The 22,571-nt window shown below is 41.7% G+C and carries 19 protein-coding genes and 3 pseudogenes; 5 read left to right on the top strand and 17 right to left on the bottom strand.

Annotated features, from left to right (window positions below; translation table 11 throughout):
• Positions 1-7 precede the first annotated feature (7 nt).
• Positions 8-1,624, bottom strand: coding sequence for an MBL fold metallo-hydrolase RNA specificity domain-containing protein (locus OCV61_RS09765; protein ID WP_158421648.1), 1,617 nt, complete (start codon positions 1,622-1,624; stop codon positions 8-10).
• 388 nt (positions 1,625-2,012) lie between these two features.
• Here OCV61_RS09765 and OCV61_RS09760 point away from each other — a divergent pair, with 388 nt between their 5' ends.
• From OCV61_RS09760 to OCV61_RS09750, 3 genes are read left to right on the top strand one after another with little or no spacing between them, the layout of a single operon-like run.
• Complete coding sequence (locus OCV61_RS09760; RefSeq protein WP_158421647.1) at positions 2,013-2,294, top strand: autorepressor SdpR family transcription factor; 282 nt, start codon at positions 2,013-2,015, stop codon at positions 2,292-2,294.
• A complete protein-coding gene (locus OCV61_RS09755; RefSeq protein ID WP_158421646.1) occupies positions 2,281-2,913 on the top strand; it encodes an SdpI family protein in 633 nt (210 codons plus the stop codon). Before OCV61_RS09760 ends, OCV61_RS09755 begins: the two co-directional genes overlap by 14 nt.
• A 34-nt stretch (positions 2,914-2,947) precedes the next feature.
• Complete coding sequence (locus OCV61_RS09750; protein ID WP_158421645.1) at positions 2,948-3,691, top strand: PIG-L family deacetylase; 744 nt, start codon at positions 2,948-2,950, stop codon at positions 3,689-3,691.
• Positions 3,692-3,829: 138 nt separating this feature from the next.
• Here OCV61_RS09750 and OCV61_RS09745 read toward each other — a convergent pair whose 3' ends face one another.
• Both OCV61_RS09745 and ileS read right to left on the bottom strand, forming a co-directional pair.
• Entirely contained in the window at positions 3,830-6,292 is a 2,463-nt protein-coding gene (locus tag OCV61_RS09745) for a glycogen/starch/alpha-glucan phosphorylase (protein WP_158421644.1), read from the bottom strand.
• A 1-nt stretch (position 6,293) separates the two neighbouring features.
• Positions 6,294-9,455, bottom strand: a complete 3,162-nt coding sequence (gene ileS, locus OCV61_RS09740; protein ID WP_158421643.1) for an isoleucine--tRNA ligase — start codon at positions 9,453-9,455, stop codon at positions 6,294-6,296.
• Positions 9,456-9,934: 479 nt separating this feature from the next.
• Between ileS and OCV61_RS09735 the strand changes: the two genes are divergently transcribed.
• Entirely contained in the window at positions 9,935-11,179 is a 1,245-nt protein-coding gene (locus OCV61_RS09735) for a D-alanyl-D-alanine carboxypeptidase family protein (protein ID WP_158421684.1), read from the top strand.
• Here the strand turns inward: OCV61_RS09735 and OCV61_RS09730 are convergent.
• The 10 genes from OCV61_RS09730 to OCV61_RS09685 form a co-directional block, all read right to left on the bottom strand.
• Positions 11,153-12,112 (bottom strand): 3'-5' exonuclease, encoded by a 960-nt coding sequence (locus tag OCV61_RS09730; protein WP_158421641.1) that lies wholly within the window; start codon positions 12,110-12,112, stop codon positions 11,153-11,155. The genes OCV61_RS09735 and OCV61_RS09730 overlap by 27 nt on opposite strands.
• 248 nt (positions 12,113-12,360) lie before the next feature.
• Positions 12,361-12,828: an Hsp20/alpha crystallin family protein gene (locus tag OCV61_RS09725; RefSeq protein ID WP_158421640.1), complete on the bottom strand. Its 468-nt coding sequence runs from the start codon at positions 12,826-12,828 to the stop codon at positions 12,361-12,363.
• Between the two features lie 713 nt (positions 12,829-13,541).
• Positions 13,542-13,625, bottom strand: a complete 84-nt coding sequence (locus tag OCV61_RS18805; RefSeq protein ID WP_262582780.1) for an RNA-binding domain-containing protein — start codon at positions 13,623-13,625, stop codon at positions 13,542-13,544.
• Positions 13,626-13,850: 225 nt separating this feature from the next.
• Complete coding sequence (locus OCV61_RS09715) at positions 13,851-14,747, bottom strand: helix-turn-helix domain-containing protein (RefSeq protein ID WP_158421638.1); 897 nt, start codon at positions 14,745-14,747, stop codon at positions 13,851-13,853.
• A 520-nt stretch (positions 14,748-15,267) separates the two neighbouring features.
• Positions 15,268-16,557 (bottom strand): IS110 family RNA-guided transposase, encoded by a 1,290-nt coding sequence (locus OCV61_RS09710; RefSeq protein WP_158421637.1) that lies wholly within the window; start codon positions 16,555-16,557, stop codon positions 15,268-15,270.
• Positions 16,558-16,879: 322 nt separating this feature from the next.
• Entirely contained in the window at positions 16,880-17,500 is a 621-nt protein-coding gene (locus OCV61_RS09705; RefSeq protein WP_158421636.1) for a methylated-DNA--[protein]-cysteine S-methyltransferase, read from the bottom strand.
• A gap of 373 nt (positions 17,501-17,873) precedes the next feature.
• On the bottom strand, positions 17,874-18,788 hold the full coding sequence (locus OCV61_RS09700; protein ID WP_158421635.1) for an SIR2 family NAD-dependent protein deacylase: 915 nt from the start codon (positions 18,786-18,788) through the stop codon (positions 17,874-17,876).
• Positions 18,739-19,512 carry a protein-ADP-ribose hydrolase gene (locus OCV61_RS09695; RefSeq protein ID WP_158421634.1) on the bottom strand — a complete coding sequence of 258 codons (774 nt, stop codon included), beginning with the start codon at positions 19,510-19,512 and terminating at the stop codon, positions 18,739-18,741. Before OCV61_RS09695 ends, OCV61_RS09700 begins: the two co-directional genes overlap by 50 nt.
• Entirely contained in the window at positions 19,509-20,120 is a 612-nt protein-coding gene (locus OCV61_RS09690) for a 4Fe-4S binding protein (RefSeq protein WP_158421633.1), read from the bottom strand. The genes OCV61_RS09695 and OCV61_RS09690 overlap by 4 nt, the downstream gene beginning before the upstream one ends.
• A 1-nt stretch (position 20,121) precedes the next feature.
• Positions 20,122-20,376, bottom strand: coding sequence for a hypothetical protein (locus OCV61_RS09685; RefSeq protein WP_262582775.1), 255 nt, complete (start codon positions 20,374-20,376; stop codon positions 20,122-20,124).
• 27 nt (positions 20,377-20,403) lie between these two features.
• Between OCV61_RS09685 and OCV61_RS09680 the strand changes: the two genes are divergently transcribed.
• On the top strand, positions 20,404-20,706 hold the full coding sequence (locus tag OCV61_RS09680; RefSeq protein ID WP_158421632.1) for a winged helix-turn-helix transcriptional regulator: 303 nt from the start codon (positions 20,404-20,406) through the stop codon (positions 20,704-20,706).
• Positions 20,707-20,862: 156 nt separating this feature from the next.
• On the opposite strand, the pseudogene OCV61_RS18800 reads toward OCV61_RS09680, so the two are convergent.
• From OCV61_RS18800 to OCV61_RS18795, 4 genes and pseudogenes are all read right to left on the bottom strand, one after another.
• Positions 20,863-21,196, bottom strand: a pseudogene (locus OCV61_RS18800) (type II toxin-antitoxin system RelE/ParE family toxin).
• Positions 21,193-21,501, bottom strand: coding sequence for a type II toxin-antitoxin system RelB/DinJ family antitoxin (locus OCV61_RS09670; RefSeq protein WP_158421683.1), 309 nt, complete (start codon positions 21,499-21,501; stop codon positions 21,193-21,195). The pseudogene OCV61_RS18800 and the gene OCV61_RS09670 overlap by 4 nt, the downstream one beginning before the upstream one ends.
• A 271-nt stretch (positions 21,502-21,772) precedes the next feature.
• Positions 21,773-22,255, bottom strand: a pseudogene (metG, locus tag OCV61_RS09665) (methionine--tRNA ligase subunit beta); the annotation flags it as partial.
• A gap of 179 nt (positions 22,256-22,434) precedes the next feature.
• Positions 22,435-22,571, bottom strand: a pseudogene (locus OCV61_RS18795) (site-specific integrase); the annotation flags it as partial.

Below are 22,571 nucleotides of genomic sequence, written 5' to 3'. Positions count from 1 at the left end.
TTTTATCTCACTGATCCGGTCTGTCCCATTTATCACATAATGACTGGATATCTCTCGCAAATCTGTCCAGATCCTTATTGGGAGTTCCTTCATTTTTGCGGATCACAGACATCAATCTGTGTCCAAGAGAAACCAGCTTCGCATAAGCCTGAGCAGCTTTAGAAGCCTTGGGAGACTTGGATGCTTTCTCAATGCGGATGCCCTTTGCCTCATATACAAGGGCATTTTCTTTCAGATCATATATGGTTCCACTGAAAGGCGCCATGGTATCGTACCCCAGTTCTTCCTTCAGTCTTCCTGCAAAAAGCTCTGTTACGCTGTCCTCTCCATGAGTAATGAATACTTGTTTCGGTTTCTGTTTAAAAGCTTTCGCCCAGTCAATCAGTCCATTTACATCTGCATGACCGCTGATGCCCGGCATCTGGCGGATATGGGCAGCCACATGAACCGGCTCACCGAAAAGCTTCAGCTCCTGCGCCCCTTCCAGCAGTGCCCTTCCGGCTGTCCCCACAGCCTGATATCCAACAAACAGGATCGTACACTCTTCACGCCACAGATTATGTTTCAGATGGTGCTTAATACGCCCTGCATCACACATGCCGCTGGCAGAAATGATCACCTTGCAGTCTTCATCAAAATTGATAGCTCTGGAATCATCGCTTGTTACAGAAATCCTAAGACCTGGGAAGCTTAAAGGATTGATCCCTTTTTGCACCAATTTCAAAGCTTCCTCATCAAAGCAGTCATGATAATGTTTTCCGAAAATGGTAGTAGCTTCATTTGCCAGCGGGCTATCCACATAGACCTTAAAATTATCATGTCCAGTAACAAGGCCTTCCTCCTTGATCTGCCGAATAAAATACAGCATTTCCTGAGTCCTGCCTACTGCGAAAGAAGGAATCACCAGATTACCGCCTCTGTCAAAGGTTTCCTGGATCACCTCTGCCAGAAGCTTTACATATTCCGGACGCTCTCCATGACTTCTGTCTCCATATGTGGATTCCATCACCACATAATCTGCTTCCTTAAGATATGTCGGATCCTTGATCAGCGGTTGGTTTTTATTGCCAATATCTCCGGAAAATACTATTTTTTCTTCTTTTCCATCTTCTTCCATCCAGATTTCAATACTGGAAGACCCCAGCAAATGTCCTGCATCTGTAAAACGAACCCGTATCCCGGGAGCCGGCTGGAAAATTTCTCCATATTGTCTTCCCACAAAATTCTTAAGCACTGCCAGTGCATCTTCCATGGTATATACAGGCACAAAATCTGCTTTTCCCTGGCGGCGTCCCTTACGATTGCGCCATTCTGCCTCAAACATCTGGATATGTGCACTATCACGAAGCATAATATCACACAAATGACAGGTGGCTTCTGTTGCATAGATCGGTCCCTGAAAGCCTTTTGCATATAATGCAGGCAACATTCCTGCATGATCCATATGTGCATGTGTCAGCAGTACAAAATCCAGTTCTCCCGGGGCTACCGGGATTTCCTGATTCTCATAGTAATTTGGTCCTTGTTCCATCCCATAATCTACCAGAAACCGTTTTCCGGCTGCCTCCAGATAATAACAACTGCCCGTCACCTCATGGGTCGCACCGATAAATGTGATCTTCATATACAAGCCCCCTTTATGTCCTGCCTGATTTTATATTGACACCAACTTTAACCTTTCCTATCTGGTATCACTATGTAATATTATACACGTTTTTTTCGGTAATTAACAGATTATTTGTATATTATTTATATATTTTTAGAAATCATTCCACCCCATAAATAATTAATGAAACATACCATCCCTTTTGTAAATATATTCCATATAGTATATTCTTTCAATTCTCATTCCTTTACACGATTATAGTATCAGAACTGAAGCAGTAAAATCATTTTTTCTGTCTGTGTCATGGTATTTAGATTTTTTTCTAAATAGTTCTTGACTTTTCCATAAAGTTATCATATATTCTATTTAGAAATATTTCTAAATGCTTTTAAAAGGAGGAACAAAATTGTCTTTTGCCAACACTTTCAAGGCACTATCCGATCCTGTCCGACGGGAAATCCTACAGCTTCTGAAAAGCGGTCGGATGTCAGCAGGAGAAATCGGAAGTCATTTTGACATGACTGGTGCAACCATCTCCTACCATCTGAACATTTTGAAAAAAGCAGATCTGGTATGGGAAGCCAAAGAAAAAAATTATGTATATTATGAATTGAATACTTCAGTTGTAGATGAAATCCTGCTATGGCTGAAGAATCTGAAAGGAGAATCTGACAATGATCCGAAATAACAGAAAAACTCTTTTACTTACAAGCCTTCTTACTATCAGTCCTATACTTGCAGGCCTGATTTTATGGAATCAGCTGCCTGAGAAATTCGCCATACACTTTTCAAACAATAATGGAGCCGATGGATGGGGCAGCAAATTTTTTGGAGTATTTGGGCTTCCTTTGATTCTGCTTGCCCTGCAGCTTTTTGTTTCCCTGGCAACCTTGGCAGATCCCAAACGAAAAAATATCAATACCCGCATTGGCAAAATGGTCTTCTGGATCATCCCTGTGCTTTCCATATGCGTTAATATTTTCCTTTATTCTTATAATCTGGGATATGACCTGGATATCGGACTTTGGGTCAGCCTTATGATTGGCTTTCTCTTTATTGTCATAGGTAATTATCTGCATAAGGTGAAACAGAATTTTACAATCGGCATCAGGCTGCCCTGGACTCTGACAAGTGAAGAGAACTGGAACCGTACCCACCGCATGGCCTCCTGGATTTTTATCCTTGGCGGTATCATTATGATCATTAACGGTTTTGTCCAGTCCTATTGGCTTCTTTTTTCCATACTGATGGTGCTTTTTGTGATTCCCTGTATTTATTCTTTTATACTCTACAAAAAAGGGATCTGAGCCGCCCTGAACATTCTGCCCTTAGGAGGTTTTTATGTATACAATGAAATGGGCCTGCAAAAAAGTGGGCCGTCCACTTCTTTCTCTGCTGGCTGTGGCAGCCGCATCCCTGCTTATTTACTGGTGGCACATTCTTTCCCCATACATGCACCTGCCTGCAGTTACAGATGATCAGCTAGATGCATTGGATCTGTCCGGTTATACGAAGATCCTGTTTTCTGCACATCCGGATGATGAGCTGATCTGGGGTGGCGGCCACCTGCTGGATGATAAGTATCTGGTAGTGTGTATGACCGGTGGCAACAACCCGGTTCGCAGCAAAGAATTTCAATCTGTGGTTACAGAAGCCGGTGGCAAATATCTGATGCTTTCCTACCCGGATAAACTTGGCAACAAACGCAGTTCCTGGAAATACTGGCGAGCAGCCATGGAAAAAGATGTGGCAACGATTCTTAACTACAAAGACTGGCAGCTGGTTGCCACCCACAATGAAAATGGCGAATATGGCCATCTGCATCATCAGATGACACATCAGATCATTGAAAAAGAATATAAAGAAACCGGATGCAAGGCTGAATTATACTGGTTTGGTACCTACTACGTAAATGACCGGATTCCATACAGCTTGCGGGAAATGGACAAAGAACTGTACATCCGCAAACGGAAACTGGCAATGATCTACGAAAGTCAGCGCAATACCATCCGTAAAATGTATCATATGTTCCCTTATGAATACTGGAAAAATGCAGCAACCGGAGAATTATTTCTTCCAAAATAGCAAAAAAAGAATGGGATATGGTTTTCACTGACTGGTGATAACCGTATCCCATTTTTATACTAATTCAATTTTTATACTTATTCAGTTTCTATAACTATCCCGTTCATGTCCTGCACTGCCCGGATAAGACATGAAATATTATTTTGTGCCTACAGTAACTTTGTCCAGATGCCAGATATCATCCACATACTCCTGGATGGTTCTGTCTGAAGAGAATTTACCACTGTGAGCTGTATTCAGAAGTGCCATCTTCGCCCACTTCTTCTCATCACGATAAGTCGCTTCCACCTTCTTCTGTGCCTCTGCATAGGAGCGGAAATCACCAAGAATGAAATACTGGTCCGGTCTGGAACTGTTCTTTGTATTTAAAAGAGAATCATAAATATCACGGAACAGCTCTGTATCACTGGAGAAAGTACCATTGATCAGCTGCATCAGTACCTGACGGATCTCCGGATCTGTATTATAGATCATATCCGGATCATAACCTCCATTGTTCTCATAATTGATGATCTGATCAGAACTCATACCAAAGATAAATGCATTCTCAGCGCCTACCTCTGCTACGATCTCCACATTGGCACCATCCATAGTTCCCAGTGTAGGAGCACCGTTCAGCATGAATTTCATATTACCTGTACCGGAAGCTTCCTTGCTGGCTGTAGAAATCTGCTCGGAAACATCTGCTGCGGCAAAGATCATCTCTGCATTAGACACACGATAATTCTCAATGAATACAACCTTGATCTTGCCGTTAATGGATGCATCATTATTGACCACATCAGCAACAGAGTTGATCAGCTTAATGATCTTCTTTGCACGGGCATAAGCTGCAGAAGCTTTTGCGCCAAAGATAAAGGTTCTCGGATACATATCCATCTCCGGATGTGTCTTGATCTGATTGTACAGATAGATCACATGCAGAATGTTCAAAAGCTGTCTCTTGTACTCATGAAGTCTCTTAACCTGTACATCAAAGATGGAATGAGGATCTACCTCAATGCCATTATGCTCCAGGATGTATTTTGCAAGACGCTGCTTATTCTGGAATTTAATATTCATAAACTCCTGAAGTGCTTTCTCATCATCAGCATAAACAGCCAGTTTTTTCATCTGGGACAGATCTGTGATCCAGTCTGGTCCGATATGGTCTGTTACCCAGTTGGCAAGCAGCTGGTTGCCATGGAAGAGGAAACGTCTCTGTGTGATACCATTGGTTTTATTATTAAATTTTTCAGGCATCATCTCATAGAAATCACGCAGTTCCTGCTTCTCCAGGATCTCTGTATGAAGCTTGGCAACACCGTTGACAGAAAAGCCGGCTGCAATGGCAAGATGAGCCATCTTAACCTGGCCATCGTAAATGATTGCCATTTTCTTGATCTTCTCATAGTTGCCCGGATATCTGTTCTGAATCTCAATGATAAAACGACGGTTGATCTCCTCGATCATCTGATATACACGTGGAAGCAGTCTTGAGAACAGCTCGATAGGCCATTTCTCCAAAGCCTCAGACATAATGGTATGGTTGGTATAAGCAACACATTTGGTGGTTACTGCCCATGCTTCATCCCAGCCAAGGCCTTCCTGGTCAATGAGGATACGCATCAGCTCGGCAACTGCCATGGTAGGATGTGTATCATTCATCTGGAATACAACCTTTTCATGCAGCTTCCGAATGTCATTATGTTTCTTTTTATATTTTGAGATTGCTTCCTGAATACTTGCAGAAACAAAGAAGTACTGCTGTTTCAGACGAAGCTCTTTTCCTGACATTTTGTTATCATTGGGATAAAGTACATTTACAATATCCTTTGCCAGGTTCTCCTGCTCTACTGCTTTCTTATAATCACCCTTGTCAAAAGAATCAAACCCAAATTCCTCAATCGCAGCTGCATCCCAGATACGAAGGGTATTCACCAGATCATTCTTGTATCCCACGATAGGCATATCATAAGGAATCGCCTTGACTGCCTGATAGCCTTCATGGATAAATTTATTCTGTCCTGTTGCAGGATCATATTCTACACGTACATAACCGCCAAAATGCACTTCCTTTGCATACTCCGGACGGCGAAGCTCGAATGGATAACCATTTACAAGCCAGTTATCCGGTACCTCTACCTGATAACCGTCCCTGATCTCCTGCTTGAACATACCATAACGATAACGGATACCGCATCCATAAGCACAATAACCAAGAGTTGCCAGAGAATCCAGGAAACATGCTGCAAGTCTTCCCAGACCGCCATTGCCCAGTGCCGGATCAGGCTCCTGGTCCTCAAGAACATTCAGATCAAGTCCTAACTCCTCCAGGGCTTCCTTTACTTCCCCGTAAGCGCCAAGGTTAATCAGGTTGTTCCCCAGGGCACGGCCCATCAAAAACTCCATGGACATGTAATAAACGATCTTCGGATCCTGCTCCTCAAATGCGTTCTGTGACTCCAGCCAATTATCAATGATAACATCTTTCACAGTGTAGCATACAGCCTGGAAAAGCTGCTCCTGGGTAGCTTCCTCCAGCCTTTTGCGATAGAGAAATTTTACATTATCTCGTACACTCTTCTTGAAGGCCTCTTTCTCAAACTGCTTGTTAATCATGTTAATCCTCCTGTACTTTAACTACTGCCAGCGTTACCTGCTCTTTATTGATATTCCACTCTTTTGTATAACCCTGAACTTCGCCCAGAATGATCTGATCTGCCAGAACCTCGCCTTTGATTTCATCCTGATGCGCTTTCATCACATCCATAACCTTATCATTATCTTTTGCATAAACCAGGATCTTATCCATAACCTCAAATCCTGCTTCTTTACGCATGGTCTGGATCTTGCTGATGATCTCACGTACAAAACCTTCCTCCAGCAGTTCCGGAGTCAGATTGGTATCCAGTACAACTGCTGTATCGCCGTCTGTCTCTGTCATATAGCCCTCTGTCTGGGCAGTCTCGATCAGCAGATCTTCCTCTGTCAGTTCAACCTTATTTCCGTCGATGTCCAGAACAAGAACACCATTGGTCTTCAGTTCATTCATTGCCTTGCTTCCGTTGATCTCAGCAAGTGCCTTACGGATACCGCCCAGAAGCTTGCCGTATTTCGGTCCAACCGTACGAAGCTGTGGCTTAAAGCTGTAGGAAATAAAGGATTCCACATCATCTGTGAATTTTACTTCTTTTACATTCAGTTCATCTGCAATAATATCAGTAAAGAATGTATCCATCTTCTCTGGAGCCTTCACATACATGGTACCGATAGGCTGACGGTTCTTGATGTTTGCAGTATTTCTGCAGGCACGGCCAAGAACAACCACCTTCAGCACTTCTTCCATGTTATCTTCCAGTTCCTTATTGATCCACTCTTCCTTCACTGTAGGGAAGTCGCAGAGATGGATACTCTCAGGTGCAGTCTTATCAATACTTCTTACCAGATTCTGATAAATATCTTCTGTCATAAACGGGATCAGAGGAGCTGCTGTCTTGGAAATGGTCACAAGAGCTGTATATAAAGTCATGTAAGCATTGATCTTATCCTGCTCCATTCCTTTTGCCCAGAAACGCTCACGGCTTCTTCTTACATACCAGTTACTCATTTCATCTACAAAGTTCTGAAGTGCTCTTGCACTTTCCGGAATCTTATAGTCTGCCAGATCCTGATCTACAGTCTTAACAACCGTATTCAGCTTACTCAGCAGCCATTTATCCATAACAGAGAGCTTATCATAGTCCAGAGTATACTTCGTTGCGTCAAATTCGTCAATGTTTGCATACAATACAAAGAATGCATAGGTATTCCAAAGAGTGCTCATGAACTTACGCTGACCTTCCTGCACTGCTTTGCCGTGGAAGCGGTTTGGCAGCCATGGTGCACTGTTGATATAGAAATACCAGCGGATCGCATCTGCGCCGTATGTTTCCAGTGCATCAAAAGGATCTACTGCATTTCCTTTGGATTTACTCATCTTCTGTCCATTTTCATCCTGCACATGGCCAAGAACGATTACATTCCTGTAGGGTGCTTTGTTGAACAGAAGGGTAGACTCTGCAAGTAAGGAATAGAACCATCCTCTTGTCTGGTCAACAGCCTCGGAAATAAAGTCTGCCGGGAACTGCTGTTCAAAAAGCTCTTTATTTTCAAATGGATAATGATGCTGTGCAAACGGCATTGCTCCGGAATCAAACCAGCAGTCAATTACCTCCGGTACACGATGCATGGTACCGCCACATTTCGGACATTTCATGGTCAGATCATCCAGGTATGGGCGATGGAGCTCGATGGTCTTAGCTCTTTCATCCCCTGTCTTTTCAAATAACTCCTGACGGCTGCCAATAGACTCCATATGTCCGCACTGGCATTCCCAGATATTCAAAGGTGTTCCCCAGTATCTGTTACGGCTGATGCCCCAATCCTGTACATTCTCCAACCAGTCACCGAAACGACCTTTTCCAATGCTTTCCGGAATCCAGTTGATGGTATTATTGTTGCGGATCAGGTCATCCTTTACTGCAGTCATCTTGATGAACCAGGATTCTCTTGCGTAATAGATCAGCGGTGTATCGCAACGCCAGCAATGAGGATAATCATGCTCAAACTTAGGTGCTGAAAACAGCTTGCCCTCTTTATCCAGATCTTTCAGAACCATAGGATCTGCATCTTTAACAAATACTCCTGCATAGGGAGTTTCTGCAGTCATATCGCCTTTACCGTCTACAAACTGTACAAACGGAAGCCCGTAGTTCCGTCCAATACGGCTGTCATCTTCACCGAAAGCAGGCGCAATATGAACGATACCAGTACCATCACTCATGGATACATAATCATCACATACAACGTAATGAGCTTTTTTGCCCTGTTTTTTCACGTATTCACCGGTGCAGTCAAACAGCGGCTCATACTCTTTATATTCCAGATCTTTTCCTGTAAATTTCTCAAGGATCTCATAAGCAGGTGCTTCTTCTGTGGCAAGCTTGCCAAGAACAGTATCCAGCAGTGCTTCTGCCATATAATAAGTATAACCGTCTGCTGCCTTTACTTTGCAGTAAGTATCCTGAGGATTTGTACAAAGAGCCACGTTGGATGGCAGAGTCCACGGAGTTGTGGTCCATGCCAGGAAGTATGCATCCTCACCTTTTACCTTAAACCTTGCAATAGCAGAACGCTCTTTTACCAGCTTATAGCCCTGGGAAACCTCCTGAGCGGAAAGCGGTGTCCCACATCTTGGACAGTAAGGCACGATCTTAAATCCTTTGTATAACAGGCCTTTGTCCCAGATCTGCTTTAATGCCCACCACTCAGACTCAATATAATTATCTTCATAGGTAACATAAGGGTGCTCCATATCAGCCCAGAATCCTACAGTAGAGGAAAAATCCTCCCACATTCCCTTATATTTCCATACACTTTCTTTACACTGTTTGATAAAAGGCTCAATTCCGTATTCCTCGATCTGATCCTTTCCATCAAGCCCCAGCTTCTTCTCAACTTCCAGTTCTACCGGAAGTCCATGAGTATCCCAGCCTGCCTTTCTTGGAACCATGTAGCCCTTCATTGCCCGATATCTTGGAATCATATCCTTGATAACTCTGGTAAGTACATGTCCGATATGAGGCTTTCCGTTGGCTGTTGGCGGTCCGTCGTAAAAAGTATATGTTGGTCCCTCTTTACGGTTTTCCATGCTTTTTTCAAAAATGTCATTGTCTTTCCAAAACTTTTCAACCTTTTTTTCCCGGTCTACAAAGTTCAGGTTCGTATCTACTTTCTGATACATCGCATTTCCTCCTTTTGCTCATCCTTGAGAAATGTGTAACAGGGAACTTCAAAAAAGCCTCTTATTACAACTTAAAAAGCCTCCGCCCGTAAAAGGACGAAGGCGAAGTGCTCTCGTAATACCACCTGTTACAATGTACAGGGCCATATGCCCGATACCCGTTCCCGTTAACGTGGGAAATCCGTCATCCCCTACCTGTATCTGCTGCCAGACACCCTCAGGGACGCAACTCCGGAGTGATCTTCTGCTATATCTGACTCACACCAGGCTTCCACCCTCCCCGGCTCGCTGAAGCTTTCAATACCGCTTACTGTCTCCATCATGGTTTTTCCATATGCTTTTCTATTATAAGTGCATGAAATTCCCTGTGTCAAGACTTTTTAGGCAAGTTTTCCACCTGTTCTTTACTGAAAAAAAGTGTTATAATGAAGCAAAATTTCGGAAATGCTAACCTGTAAGCTAAGATGAAAGGAATTTTTATGGTTAAATCAGGAAAAAAAATATTAAAACGTCTTTTATGTATCACTTTATCTGCCGGAATGCTTGTCACACAGCCTGCATTTGCCTTTGGCGAAGAAGGAGAATCTGCTGCTGAATCCCCCACGCCTACACCGGATCCTCACACAGAGGCCTATTATGCTGCCCCGGAAAGCAATTCCATCCCCGGCTGGCCACAGGGTCCCCAGGTGGAAGCCCGTTCTGCAGTGATGATGGACGTGTACACCGGTGCCATCCTTTATTCCAAAAATCCGGACGAGAAAATGTACCCAGCCAGCATTACCAAGATCCTGACAGCACTTCTTGGCTGTGAGAACTTAAGTGTACAGAACAAGCTGGTGATGTCAGAAGCTGCTGCACATGGCATCTCCCCCGGCGATTCCAGTATTTACGCAGATACTGACGAGATCTTTACTGTCCATCAGGCATTGATGGCTCTGATGTTGGAATCAGCCAATGAAATTGCCCTGGCTATCGGAGAATCTGTTTCCGGTTCTGTGAAAAAGTTTGTAGAGCTTATGAATACCCGTTCAGCGGAAATTGGCTGTACTAATACTCACTTTAACAATCCTAACGGTCTTCCGGATGAGAATCATGTTACCACTGCTAATGATATGGCTAAGATCTCACGGGCAGCCTGGTACAATCCACTGTTCCGCAAATACGTTACACGGAAGATCTTCGAGATTCCTCCTACCAACAAGTTCGAGGAAACCCGTTATCTCCTGAACCATCACAAAATGATGGAAGGCCGTGACTATGCTTATGAAGGTGTTCTTGGCGGCAAGACCGGATACACGGAAGCAGCAGGAAATACGCTTGTTACTTATGCCAAACGGGGGAATATGACCCTTCTGGTGGTGGTTATGGGTACCATTAACGGTGGCTGGTCTGATACAGCATCCCTGCTGGATTATGGGTTTGGCAATTTTGAGAAGATCAATCTGAAACAGGATAAGACCCCTGTAGTTACTGCGGATCTTGCCTGCGACAAATATATTCTTCAAAATAATGGCAATACCTGCCCGTTTCCCTATACCAGAACTGTATATGTTACCGTTCCCAAGGGAACAGATGTATCTGCCCTGGAAAAGCAGCAGGGCTTAGGCTCCAACGCTGCCGGTCCTCTTCTTTTAAACAGCAGCTATTATTATAACGGTCAGCTGGTAGGATGGGGTGTACAATATGAAAAAGAGGTCCTATCGGACCTCCTGCTTTCTTTTTAACTGTCGCTTCAGGCGGAGAGAATCCCGTTTTTCACGGATTTTCTCCGCCTCTTCTGTACCTACCCGGTATAGAGTTTTCACAGCAAAATATTTATCTTCTTCTGTTCTCCGTATACGGATCTTTCCCTCTATGGTTCCATGTTCCTGGCAAACTGCCAGGCAATAATAAACCTTCGAATTATTATTCATGAACCATCGTACCTTCCGTCTGGCAGGACAATGGCACACAGGACAGCAGGTGCTTAAAACCTCCCTGTCCTTCATCACTCGCTCTCTGGAAAAGAACTCTCTGGAAACATACTTATTCCACATGGAATATTCCATATGAACTTCTTCTTTTCTTGACTTTGGATTCTGGTAAACGTCCAGGGATGGATTCTGACGGATACAATTATCATCAATATACTGAAGCACATATGCTGTATAATATGCATCTGCAACAGCCCTGTGAAATTCCATCTGGCTTTTGATCTTCAGCTGCTGCACTGCGGTCTCCAGTGCTCGTCTCTCGCCGTCTTCCTCATAACAGATCCCGTATAGCTTCTGTACATCATAATAAGTAACAGGACCTTTGATCAGTGACAGCATATTATAATATTTCATATTACGTTGCAGCTCCATAACATCCTGATTGCCCCAGGTAAAAAAGGCATAATCCTTTCCGCACCATTGAAGAAATTCCCGCACTGCCAGCGGAAAAGGCAGGCCATCTGTCAAATCTTTATAATCTACATGGATCACCTCATGGATACTGTCATGGATCCAGTTGTACACCTGCGGTTTGATCAACCGTTGAAAACTGTCTATGATATTTTTATCTTTATCAAGCTTTACAGCCCCTATCTCAATAATCTCAAATGGTAGTCTTGCATTCTCAAATTTTTTCCCATCCGGACTTTGATTCCATTCAAGATCAAACACAATATAATTCATGGTATGATTCCATCTTTCCTTTTGCCGTTTCTATCATCTCTTCTGCGCATAAATCAATAAGGAAAGAATAAAGCAAAAAAGCTATTCCGTCAACCCTGTGCCTAAAGCTTGCCCTCCAGCCAGTACAACATCGTTACTGTTCACACAACATCTATTATAAGCGATCTTCTCCACTGAAGGCACCCTTGCGGAGCGTTTTTATAAAAAAAGGGCATGCACCCAATGGTGCACACCCCATATTAAAAATATCAGCCTTCAATGGCGATATGTTTCTTTTCTTCTACTTCCGGTTTTGCTTCCTTCTTCGGAACGAACAATTTCAGGATGCCATGTTTAAATTCAGCTTTTACATCCTCCTGGTCTACATCCTCACCCACATAGAAGCTTCTGCTGCAGGCTCCGGCATAGCGTTCCTTACGGATGTAACGTCCGGTTTCCTTCTCCTGTTCATCCTTATCAAGACCTTTCTCAGCACTGATGGTCAGATATCCATTCTCCAGAGAAGCCTTGATCTCATCCTTTGTAAATCCGGGCAGATCTACCATCAATTCATAGCCATTAGACAATTCCCTGATATCTGTCTTCATTACGTGATTAGCTTTCCTGCCATACAGCTTCTTCTCTGTATCTTTCAGTGCTTTATCATCATAATAGAATGGAAATTCATTAAAGAAATCATCAAATAAGTTTTCTCCAAAAACGCTAGGCATTAACATAAGTCATCTCTCCTTTTTTATTATACATTTATGTTTTTTACCTGTTTCTTTGGAACTCGGGTATCTGTTTGGATCTCATAGAACCTATTTCTTTGTTCTCTTTTTATCCTCTTCCTTTGTTCTATGTGTAATATAACACATGCTATTAGCACTGTCAAGAGGTGAGTGCTAATTATTTTGTGAAGATTGTGTGAACTCTACGAGCCATGCATGGCGTAACATTCTCTTTCGCACGGAGGTTTCTTGGTTTGACCACATTTTTACAACAAAATCTTGGAAAATTCAAGAACGCCTCGGCATTCTTGCTGCGAGGTGCGCGTCATGCAATTGCATGACATACTTCTCCTGCGCACCTCTGCAATCCTGCCGGAGGCTATATCAGCTGGGGGATTGACTCCCACCACTAATACCAGCTTGTTGCTCACCACCTATAGAGGTGGGAGTCATCTCCCAGCTGATATATTCGTCTGATTTTCTTACCACATTTTACAACAATGACTTCTGGTTTATACCACAGCAGGTACGGTTTCTGGCAAGTTCATTTTAGACATCTCATTCTCCACATGAGACATTTCTGTAATGTGATTATAAACATTCATTGTGATCTGTGCATCTGAATGGCCTTCGCTCCGCTACGGTCGGCGCTAAACGTATATCCACTGGACATCCAGCGCCCCATCACATACTGCATAACTTTGGGATTGACGTTGTTTTCACCCAATCTGGTGTGTTTTATCATCTACTCCTACAATCAGCCTGCCAACCTGTGTATTGGCAAAAGCTACGATTGTTTTCATGTACTTTTCACTTTTATCTGGCAAGGTAACTTTGTACTCTATATTTTTCGATTCACCGGAAAATAATGTATCCTCTATCCTTCTTTCCTAGCAAACAAGAAAACAAAACAGGTCATTTTTCTCTTTGTGCTTTTTAATTGATTCATCCATCGCAAAATAATCATTGCTCCATATCTCCCTGGTCAGAGCCATTATTGTCATTACTTCTCCGTATGTATATGTCTATTACTTACAAAACTCAAATGCCACATAATACACATAATCATTTTTTGAAAGATAATCTGTTTGGTTATTTATAAAATCGTCTAAAGTTGGAACACTCATTTCATCGTTATCATAAACAAAAGCAATTAGTGGCTGCTGCTCATTGTATCTAATGTCTACGACATTTTTTATTTCAGTTGCTGATCTACCATAGTACTCTCGATCCTCTACATTTTCTAAAATAGGAATTTCAGTTGACAGCTTACTACCATCTCCTGAAATAATTAGTTTAATTGCATAATTGTCAAAATCAGGCACCATTACGATTGCACCACTTTTTGGCGAACGAATATCTTCAAATCCCATTTCTACTTTGTCCTGATCACTCAATTTCCCTGATTCGTATCGATAAATATGTAATCTAAGTTTTTTATATTTATCCGCTGTGATAAACTTATATACGAATGCTCCATCCGGTCCAGCAAGTAATTCTGCCGTCTGCATTTCTATACTATCCTCTGCAAGTGGCGAAATAAAATTCTGTGGTTTTTTAAAATGGTATATTGTAAATCCGATTATTGATGCAACACAAATAGATATAACTAGTAATATACATTTCATAATTTTCAGACATTTCTGTTTATTTATATTGTCTCTGATTACTTCAATAATATTTGTTTCTGACTTCTGAATCATGTTCTCTTGGGCTATATCTTCTCCAGCCAGAAATTCATTGAGGCTAATACCAAGAATTGAACAAAGTTCTTTATAAACAGATACATCCGGAAGGCAAACTCCTCGCTCCCATTTAGAAACAGACTTATCACTCATACCTAATTTTTCTGCCAGTTGCTTTTGTGTCATCCCCAAAGACTTTCGTTTGCCTGCAATATATTTTCCGATTTTGATAAGATCCATCCTTCTGCCTCCCTATATAGTCAAGTCTTTTTTCCTTGAAAATCAAGGAATTTCTAATGTTTCATCAATAAATATCTCAGAAGAAAGAGCCATAGGAATGGACATTTCTCTGTATCTGGTACGAAAATAGTGGATTTTGGGTACACAAAGTAAAACGTCTTCTTATTTCGTTCTACATGGCCTTGTATGTATCCCTCCATCTACGGCAGCGAACCTCCCATGTCTACCAGGATCATCAGTCTGTGCTGAGTCCTAACTTCTCTCGTCCCGCCTGTCCATAACCAGGGTGTCAGCTTAGCTCCTCTACAGGGTCTTGCCCTCTGGTGTGTATTCCTGCCGACTACTGGCTCATTCTTTGTTTGTTGTATTACTGACTTTTTTCCTGCAACAGCACCTTTCGGTGGACGTTTTCCTGTTGCATTCTAGTTGTTTACTGCTCCCAGCTATCATGGCTGGTCTCAGCCCTTCATCTTTTCCTTTTAAAGGCTCAGACCGGCCATGATACACTGTTTCTTTCTCTTTATGCTGCTAACTGCATTTCAGGTCTTACAATGTCAGCTAACATCCTCTGACCGTCATAATCCACGCCTTTCGTTAGTATCGTATAAAATATCCTGATCAGTTTACATGCCACAGCTATCACTGACTGCATCTTTTTCAGTGGATTTTTCTCCCTTGTCCGGTAATAACTATGGATTTCCTTAAATTCTTTATTTTTCCCGATCACAGATATCGCAGCTTCATACAATGCATATCTCAAACGCTTTCTTCCCCTGTGGCTGATCCTGCTCGCCCCGTTATGTTTCCCGGAGCTGTCTGCAACAATGGCATAACCGGCAAGCTTCTGCACCTGTTTCGGATTATCAAAACGTCCAATGTCTCCTACTTCTGCGATAACGCAACTTACCGTCTTTATCCCTATCCCATTGATCTCCATCAGCTTATCTATATAAGGAATCTCAGAAAGTGTTTCCTTTATCTCTTCCATAAGTTCATCCATCCGGTTTTTGTATATTTCGTAGTCATTCAGTAGGTTTCGGATCTCTTTCCTGGCACTTCTCGGTGCTTCCGTATTTCCGATGCTGTGCTCCGCTGCTGTTACCAGGGTCGTTGCCCTCTTTATCCCAGCGCCTTTCAGCCTTGCATCTCTCCATATCTTATTCACTCCGTCCACGCCAAGCTCTTTGATATCACATGGCAGTGGTGCCTGTTTGATTACCATCAGTCCGCTTACCGCATCCGGATTCCTGTAAACGTCTTTTATTTCCGGAAAATAAATGCTGAACCAGCGGGCGATTCTGTTTTTGATCCTTGTAATCTCTTCCTGTGTCTGAATACGAAGGTTGGACAGATTTCTGATCTCTGCATAGATCCCGGTTGGAATATATGGATAAGAGAATCTTCCTTCATTTACCAGACCCGCAATTGTCTTTGGATCTTTACGGTCATTTTTGCTCGGATTATTGTCATCTAGTTCTTTGGATTTCTTGACATGATGTGGATTCACATGTACTGGTTTCATTCCCTGTTCCTGCAGGTACGCTCCAAGATTCAGCCAGTAGTGGCCTGTTGGTTCCATTCCTGGAATCACAACCTTCATCCCATGTTTCTCTGCTATATCATCCATCCAATCCTTAAATGAGGAAAATCCTGCTTCATCATTGCTGAAGGCGAACGGCTTCTTTGAGTACTCATAATTGCGCCAGTTAAAAGCCCTTGCATAATGGGTTTCACTTCCCACATCAATACCAACGATTAAAGTCTTTTCCGTAATAGATGCAATTTTTGCGTTCTGTGTGTTATAATTCATTTCAAGTACCTCACTGTTTAATAAGATTTTTTACTAACCGTCCAAAGTCAGTAATCTTATTTTACTCTGAGGTATTTTTTTCTCAACCTTCTTTCTCGGAATTCCTTATATTTGAATTATACAAGAAGCTCCTTTATCGTTCTTTTTAGAATGATTATAGTGTAGCTCTTCTGCTTTGTCAATTCTTTTTGGCATAAAAAAAAGCTAAAAAAAGCAGCTGGCCTATTTTTCATAGACAAACTGCTTATTACTTTTCGCAACCGCCCCAGGGAACTTACTTGATTCGGTTAAATTCATTCTTTTGTACACAGAAGCTGCTGTACTATAATCCGTACTTTTTCAAATCTACTTTTCCATTGATAACTTCAATCCCATCTGCTTCCAACAGTTTTTTCTGTACGTTTTCGCCGCCAAAAGCAAATGCTCCAGCTAGCTCTCCTTTGGAATTTACTACACGATAGCATGGAATATGCTCCGGGTCCGGATTTTTATGAAGTGCATTTCCCACAGCTCTTGACATTCTTGGATTTCCTGCCATCTCTGCCACTTTTCCATAGGTTGCCACACAGCCTTTGGGAATTTTTTTAACAGCCTCATAAATCCGTTTTGTTGGGCTGTACGTGACCAAGTCATAGCTTTCAGATATCATCCTTTTAATATCTTTATCTGGTATTGTTCCATCCAGAACAATGGTATTCCAGTGTTCCTTATTCTGGTGGTATCCTGCAGTTACTGCTTCATATGTACTTCGCCAAAAATCACGCCATTCCGGATCTGTTTTTACATTCAGATTAACATATCCATTACGCTCAAAAATCCACAGAAACGCTTTTTTACTTTCCTTTACTCTTACCAGCTGCCAGGTCTGGTCATGGAAAGGCCTTTCCTCATATGTATCCTGAAATGATAAGCCAAACTCCAGTGCTTCTTTCCGTTTGATCATAAAGATTCCCCTGTATATTTCCATAATTAGAAATTTCTTACAACTCCCATTTTTATGAAAATATTTCTGCTGTTTTTCTGTACATTCATTATAAGCTCATTATCCATAAATACGCAACGAGATTTTTTCGACAAATCAAACGGGCATTAATAACTGATTTCCACTCATTACCGTATTTTCTGCACTTCCACCAGACATTTTTCCTAATCCACGCAAAATCTTATTAGTACAAGTATATAAGTTTTGGGTTATTCAAGAATGCCTCGGCATTCTTCTTACAAGATTCTGTCTATGATATCAGATCCACAACTTCTGGTGAAAGGCTGTACTGTGTCACTATTCGCTCCGTTCAAAGCCGCTCTTTATCACAAGTCTACAGTTCTTTCAGGATCTCTCCAATATCTTCATTCATGCAAACAGATTTTTTCCTTATTTCTTCCGGTGCATATGCTTCACCCTGGTTCAGACACACATAAAATGCATATTGAAATGTGTTTGTCATCTGCCAAAACGGATATTTTATAATACCAGGAGTATTATATCCTACACCAAGTTCAAGGAACACGATTTTCTGCTTTTTATGTTCCTGTATAAATCTCTCATATCTTTCTGCTGCCTGATGCCATCCTTCATCTTCAACAAATGTCTGATCCGATCTGAGATTCATACTCATCGGCTTACCACAGCGCGGGCAATATGGAATCAGACCCGTCGGAACCGTAAGCTTTATTTCTCCATCTTCCGGTTCTTGCAGTTCCCCGTCTTTTATCTGAAATCCCTGACTCAGTACCATTTTTTTAATGGTTTCTTCATTGTCATAAGTTTCCTTATGGCAAGGCTCACTGCATTGAAACAGACCATAATCTCCCTGTGTATAAAAGATTCTGTTTTTAGCGAATCCTGCCTTCTGAAAGCAATGATCTACATTTGTCGTCAGTACAAAATAATCTTTCTCTTTCACCAGATCATACAAGTTCTGATATACCGGTTTTGGCGCATCCATATATCGATTAATATAGATATATCTGCACCAGTATCCCCAGTGCTTTTCCAATGTTTTATATGGATAGAAGCCTCCCGAATACATATCAGAAAATCCATATTTCTTTCTGAAATCCGAAAAATATTTTTCAAATCTTTCACCGTTATACACAAAACCAGCTGATGTGGAAAATCCTGCACCTGCCCCAATTATAATGGCATCTGCTTCCCCAATTTTTTCTTTTATCTGTAGTATCTTATCCGAGTAACTGCCTGTAGAGTTGTTCATCTTCCTCTTTAAAAACATTAAATATCACCTTTATCTTTGATTTTGTCTTTTCTTTATATTGTTTTACCGTCTGTACTGCAAGCTCGGCAGCTCTTTTATTTGGAAACATAAATACACCGGTTGAGATACAACAGAAAGCAATACTCTTTACTTCATTCTCATCAGCTATACTCATACACGATTCATAGCAGGATATCAGTAACTGCTCATGTTCCTTTGTCAGTTTTCCTCGTACAATCGGGCCAACTGTATGAATCACATAATCACAGGGCAGATTAAACGCCGGAGTAATCTTTGCCTGCCCTGTTGGTTCTTCCTGTCCCTGTTTTATCATCATATCATTGCAATAATTCCGAAGCTGAATTCCTGCATAAGTATGTATACAATTATCAATACAGTTATGACAGGGCTGATAACAGCCTGTCATGCCGCTGTTGGCTGCATTTACGATTGCTCCCACTCCAAGCCTTGTAATATCGCCCTTCCAGATATAAAGATCAGGCTGCACCTCCCTGATATCTTCCAATGTGACAATCCCTTTCTTCTCATTTTCTTCCGAAAGATACGCATCCTGAATCTGCAAAAATGCAGGATCAATTTCCTCCGGCATTCTTATATTCATAAGCGATCTGAGTAACATTTTCTGCTCGCCTGCATCTGATGGGATCTGCATGTTCTCATACTCTGGTCGCTCTTTCAACAAGCCTTTGATTAAATATTTTCTTCTGTCATTCTGATTCATTTCCTGATCACCGCTTTCACCGGACAGTTTTCATAACAGTTTCCACAGTGCAGACAGTGCTCCTGCCGGATGACAAAAGATGTTCCCTTCTCAATACATTTCTGTGGACAATGTTTCATACATGTCCCGCAACCGATACAGGATTCCGTTATGTAATATCCCTTTTCTTTTATACTAACATTTCCCAGAATATATGTCTCCCGGAAAATTGGATTTACGCCAAGATTAAAATACTCCACTTCCGCCTTATCAATACGGAAAATAATTCCGATTTCTCTTGTATCCCCTGGATATACATTAGCAAGATATGGCTGCTCTTCAAAAATGATATCCATCCATTTTTTCTGTTCATTCTCCGCTACTGCGTAAGCCTTTCCTGACAAACGAATCATTTCTTTGTATTTGGTATAAGCAAGAATCTGAACCCTGCCATCTTCCATTAATTCTTGACAAAAATTTTTACCTCTGGCAGTGAAAAAATAAAGTGCATCCGGTTCGTAATGAATCGCACTGATATTCCGTATCTGTGGTGCTCCTTCACTGTCTACTGTTGCGAATGCAAGCACTCCCACCAATTTCATTTTTTTCAAACATGTTACTAAATCCATTTTATCGCTCCTCCAATATCTCTCCGGTAATCTCATTTCTTGTCTTCCAGCACTGCGGATCAGCCCCATAAAAGTTACCGCTTGTTCCATTGGCAACTGCCGGACATCCACGGCACCATGCCTTAAGTTCACACTTACTGCATTTTTCGAATTTATCGTAATCTCTGTATTTTTCCATCTGGCAGATCCAGACGTCTGCCAGTCGATCTTCAAAAATATTGGCCACTTTACTGTCTGTCACCCTTCTGCATGCCATAATATCTCCATTGGAAGATATGGTAATATGACAGTTTCCACAGTTGCAACCACCGTTTCGCTCATCGGCAGTAAATGGAAATTGCTGATTATCCGAAATCTGCTGGAACGCCCTTGGCGATTCAATGAATTAAAGAAAAATCTTGAAGGGATCAGTCAGAAAGTTCTCACCGATAGTTTGCGCTCCATGGAAAATGATGGTCTCATTATTCGCACAGTTTACCCGGAGGTTCCCCCAAGAGTTGAGTACAGTCTCAGCGAACTTGGACTTACTCTGAAACCTATTCTCGACTCAATGGTCGAATGGGGTAATGCCTATAAAAAAATATAGAAAAAAACACTTCTCAGATTAACTTTGCTATTTTCTTTGTTTTTTCTACATCTTTACGTGCGTATCTCATACACCGCACCTCCCTTTTTGCATAAAAAAAGCAGCTAACCTATTATTCATAGACTAACTGCTCGTGCTTTTGTTCCATATTCAGTTTTAATTTACTGAAACGTCTTCTGTTTGACTTAACTGTTTATGAACATCTCGTCCACCATACATAATTCGCACTACATATACTATTTCAGTTTCATCATCTGTTTTGTAAAATACCAGATAATTACACCGGAAAGAATCGAAGTCCTCTGCTGTGCCACGGTTCTTCCTCATAGAGCCGATTTCTGTTCGGCATAGTATCCAGCTTCCGAATTGCAGTCATAATCCGCTCTGTCTGTCCTGCCGCATTCTCCGGTGCTAACAGTTCCTCTGAATATCTGAAAATATTTCGCAGATCTTTCTTTGCTCCTGCTGTATACATCACTTTATATTTCATATACCAAATTCCCGTTTCATTTCTGCTTCAACTTCATCTGCTGAATACGTTCTGCCAGCCTTAATATCTCCCATGCCTTTTTCTATTTCTGCATTGAACTGTTCCTTTGTCAGAGAACCATATGCAACAGGCTCCTCGTAAGCTGGAAGTTTCATCTCAAAAGGAATTCCTCTCTGGAGTACAATCTGTCTCAGAAACATTCCTACTGCATTAGACATTGGAATTCCAAGTCTATCAAGCACCTGCTCTGCCTGTTCTTTTACTTCAGGTTCGACACGTGCAAATATATTTGCTGTTCTTGCCATAGATATCACCGCCTCTTTTTTCTTCATTATATCTTGTTTGATTGCAAGTTGCAATCTGTTCGCAATCTATTTTCAAATTTTTATGCACTGGCAGACGGCAGGTAGGTAAATAGGACAGACGGCAAGACAATTAAACATGGGCAATCCATATTTCAGGACTGCCCATTCATTCTGCTAATTATGCGATTTTTTCTTGCTTGCACCGATTTCTGCATCAATCAAATGAAGTACATCCCGTCTATTTTGTAAAACGGTACATCTTTACATCATCTTAATAGAGCTTTGCACCTGCCGGGATTCTGTCATTTACCATCAGAAGGTTCAGTCCTTCGTGACCGTCTTCCTCGTGTACTGCTGAGATCAGCATACCTTCGGAATCAATGCCCATCATCTTTCTCGGCGGAAGATTTACTATGGCAATACAAGTCTTACCAACCAGTTCTTCCGGCTCGTAATACTCGTGAATACCGCTTAAGATCACACGGTCTTTGCGTTCTCCGTCATCTAATGTAAACTTCAGAAGCTTCTTTGACTTCGGTACTGCTTCGCAAGCTAAAATCTTAACTGCACGGAAATCAGACTTACTGAATGTGTCGAAATCTACCATTTCTTCAAAGATTGGCTCAATCTTTACGTTGGAGAAATCAACTTTCTCAGCAACTTTTGCTTCTGCCGGAGCAACTGCAGCTGTCTGAGCTACATTATTTGCTTCATTTTTTGCAGAACCCTGTGATTTCATCGTCGGGAATACTACGGGACTTACGGTATTATGCCCGTTTATTCAGTGTTTACAAGCGTTTGCTTTCCCTACTTTGAAGTATTATCAAGTGCGATTGAGTACCATAAAATATGAAAATGCTGTACCTTTGCTGTACTTCCATACTTCTGCTGTACTCTGCGATAAAAGCTATAAAATCTCTTTTCTAAGCTCTGTTAAAATACATCTAAATTCGCTGATAAATTGTCTAATGCTTCCTTCTTTGTCATCTCGGTAACTTCCGCATAAATATCCATTGTTGTCTCAATGCTGACGTGTCCCATTACTGACTGAATAACCTTTACATTTGTTT

The sequence above is a fragment of the Blautia ammoniilytica genome, assembly GCF_025566965.1.
Classification (GTDB): domain Bacteria; phylum Bacillota; class Clostridia; order Lachnospirales; family Lachnospiraceae; genus Blautia_A; species Blautia_A ammoniilytica.
This window is presented reverse-complemented; position numbering and strand designations above follow the sequence as displayed.

What these genes read in the sequence shown, in the direction of transcription:
- OCV61_RS09735 (WP_158421684.1), top strand. Translation starts at nt 9,935, where the DNA reads ATGGTTAAATCAGGAAAAAAAATATTAAAACGTCTTTTATGTATCACT.
- OCV61_RS09755 (WP_158421646.1), top strand. Translation starts at nt 2,281, where the DNA reads ATGATCCGAAATAACAGAAAAACTCTTTTACTTACAAGCCTTCTTACT.
- OCV61_RS09725 (WP_158421640.1), bottom strand. Translation starts at nt 12,828, where the DNA reads ATGTTAATGCCTAGCGTTTTTGGAGAAAACTTATTTGATGATTTCTTT.
- OCV61_RS09680 (WP_158421632.1), top strand. Translation starts at nt 20,404, where the DNA reads ATGACAGTTTCCACAGTTGCAACCACCGTTTCGCTCATCGGCAGTAAA.
- OCV61_RS09690 (WP_158421633.1), bottom strand. Translation starts at nt 20,120, where the DNA reads ATGGATTTAGTAACATGTTTGAAAAAAATGAAATTGGTGGGAGTGCTT.
- OCV61_RS09715 (WP_158421638.1), bottom strand. Translation starts at nt 14,747, where the DNA reads ATGGATCTTATCAAAATCGGAAAATATATTGCAGGCAAACGAAAGTCT.
- OCV61_RS18805 (WP_262582780.1), bottom strand. Translation starts at nt 13,625, where the DNA reads ATGAAAACAATCGTAGCTTTTGCCAATACACAGGTTGGCAGGCTGATT.
- OCV61_RS09765 (WP_158421648.1), bottom strand. Translation starts at nt 1,624, where the DNA reads ATGAAGATCACATTTATCGGTGCGACCCATGAGGTGACGGGCAGTTGT.
- ileS (WP_158421643.1), bottom strand. Translation starts at nt 9,455, where the DNA reads ATGTATCAGAAAGTAGATACGAACCTGAACTTTGTAGACCGGGAAAAA.
- OCV61_RS09685 (WP_262582775.1), bottom strand. Translation starts at nt 20,376, where the DNA reads ATGGCATGCAGAAGGGTGACAGACAGTAAAGTGGCCAATATTTTTGAA.
- OCV61_RS09750 (WP_158421645.1), top strand. Translation starts at nt 2,948, where the DNA reads ATGTATACAATGAAATGGGCCTGCAAAAAAGTGGGCCGTCCACTTCTT.
- OCV61_RS09670 (WP_158421683.1), bottom strand. Translation starts at nt 21,501, where the DNA reads ATGGCAAGAACAGCAAATATATTTGCACGTGTCGAACCTGAAGTAAAA.
- OCV61_RS09700 (WP_158421635.1), bottom strand. Translation starts at nt 18,788, where the DNA reads ATGTTTTTAAAGAGGAAGATGAACAACTCTACAGGCAGTTACTCGGAT.
- OCV61_RS09745 (WP_158421644.1), bottom strand. Translation starts at nt 6,292, where the DNA reads ATGATTAACAAGCAGTTTGAGAAAGAGGCCTTCAAGAAGAGTGTACGA.
- OCV61_RS09695 (WP_158421634.1), bottom strand. Translation starts at nt 19,512, where the DNA reads ATGAATCAGAATGACAGAAGAAAATATTTAATCAAAGGCTTGTTGAAA.
- OCV61_RS09710 (WP_158421637.1), bottom strand. Translation starts at nt 16,557, where the DNA reads ATGAATTATAACACACAGAACGCAAAAATTGCATCTATTACGGAAAAG.
- OCV61_RS09730 (WP_158421641.1), bottom strand. Translation starts at nt 12,112, where the DNA reads ATGAATTATATTGTGTTTGATCTTGAATGGAATCAAAGTCCGGATGGG.
- OCV61_RS09705 (WP_158421636.1), bottom strand. Translation starts at nt 17,500, where the DNA reads ATGATCAAACGGAAAGAAGCACTGGAGTTTGGCTTATCATTTCAGGAT.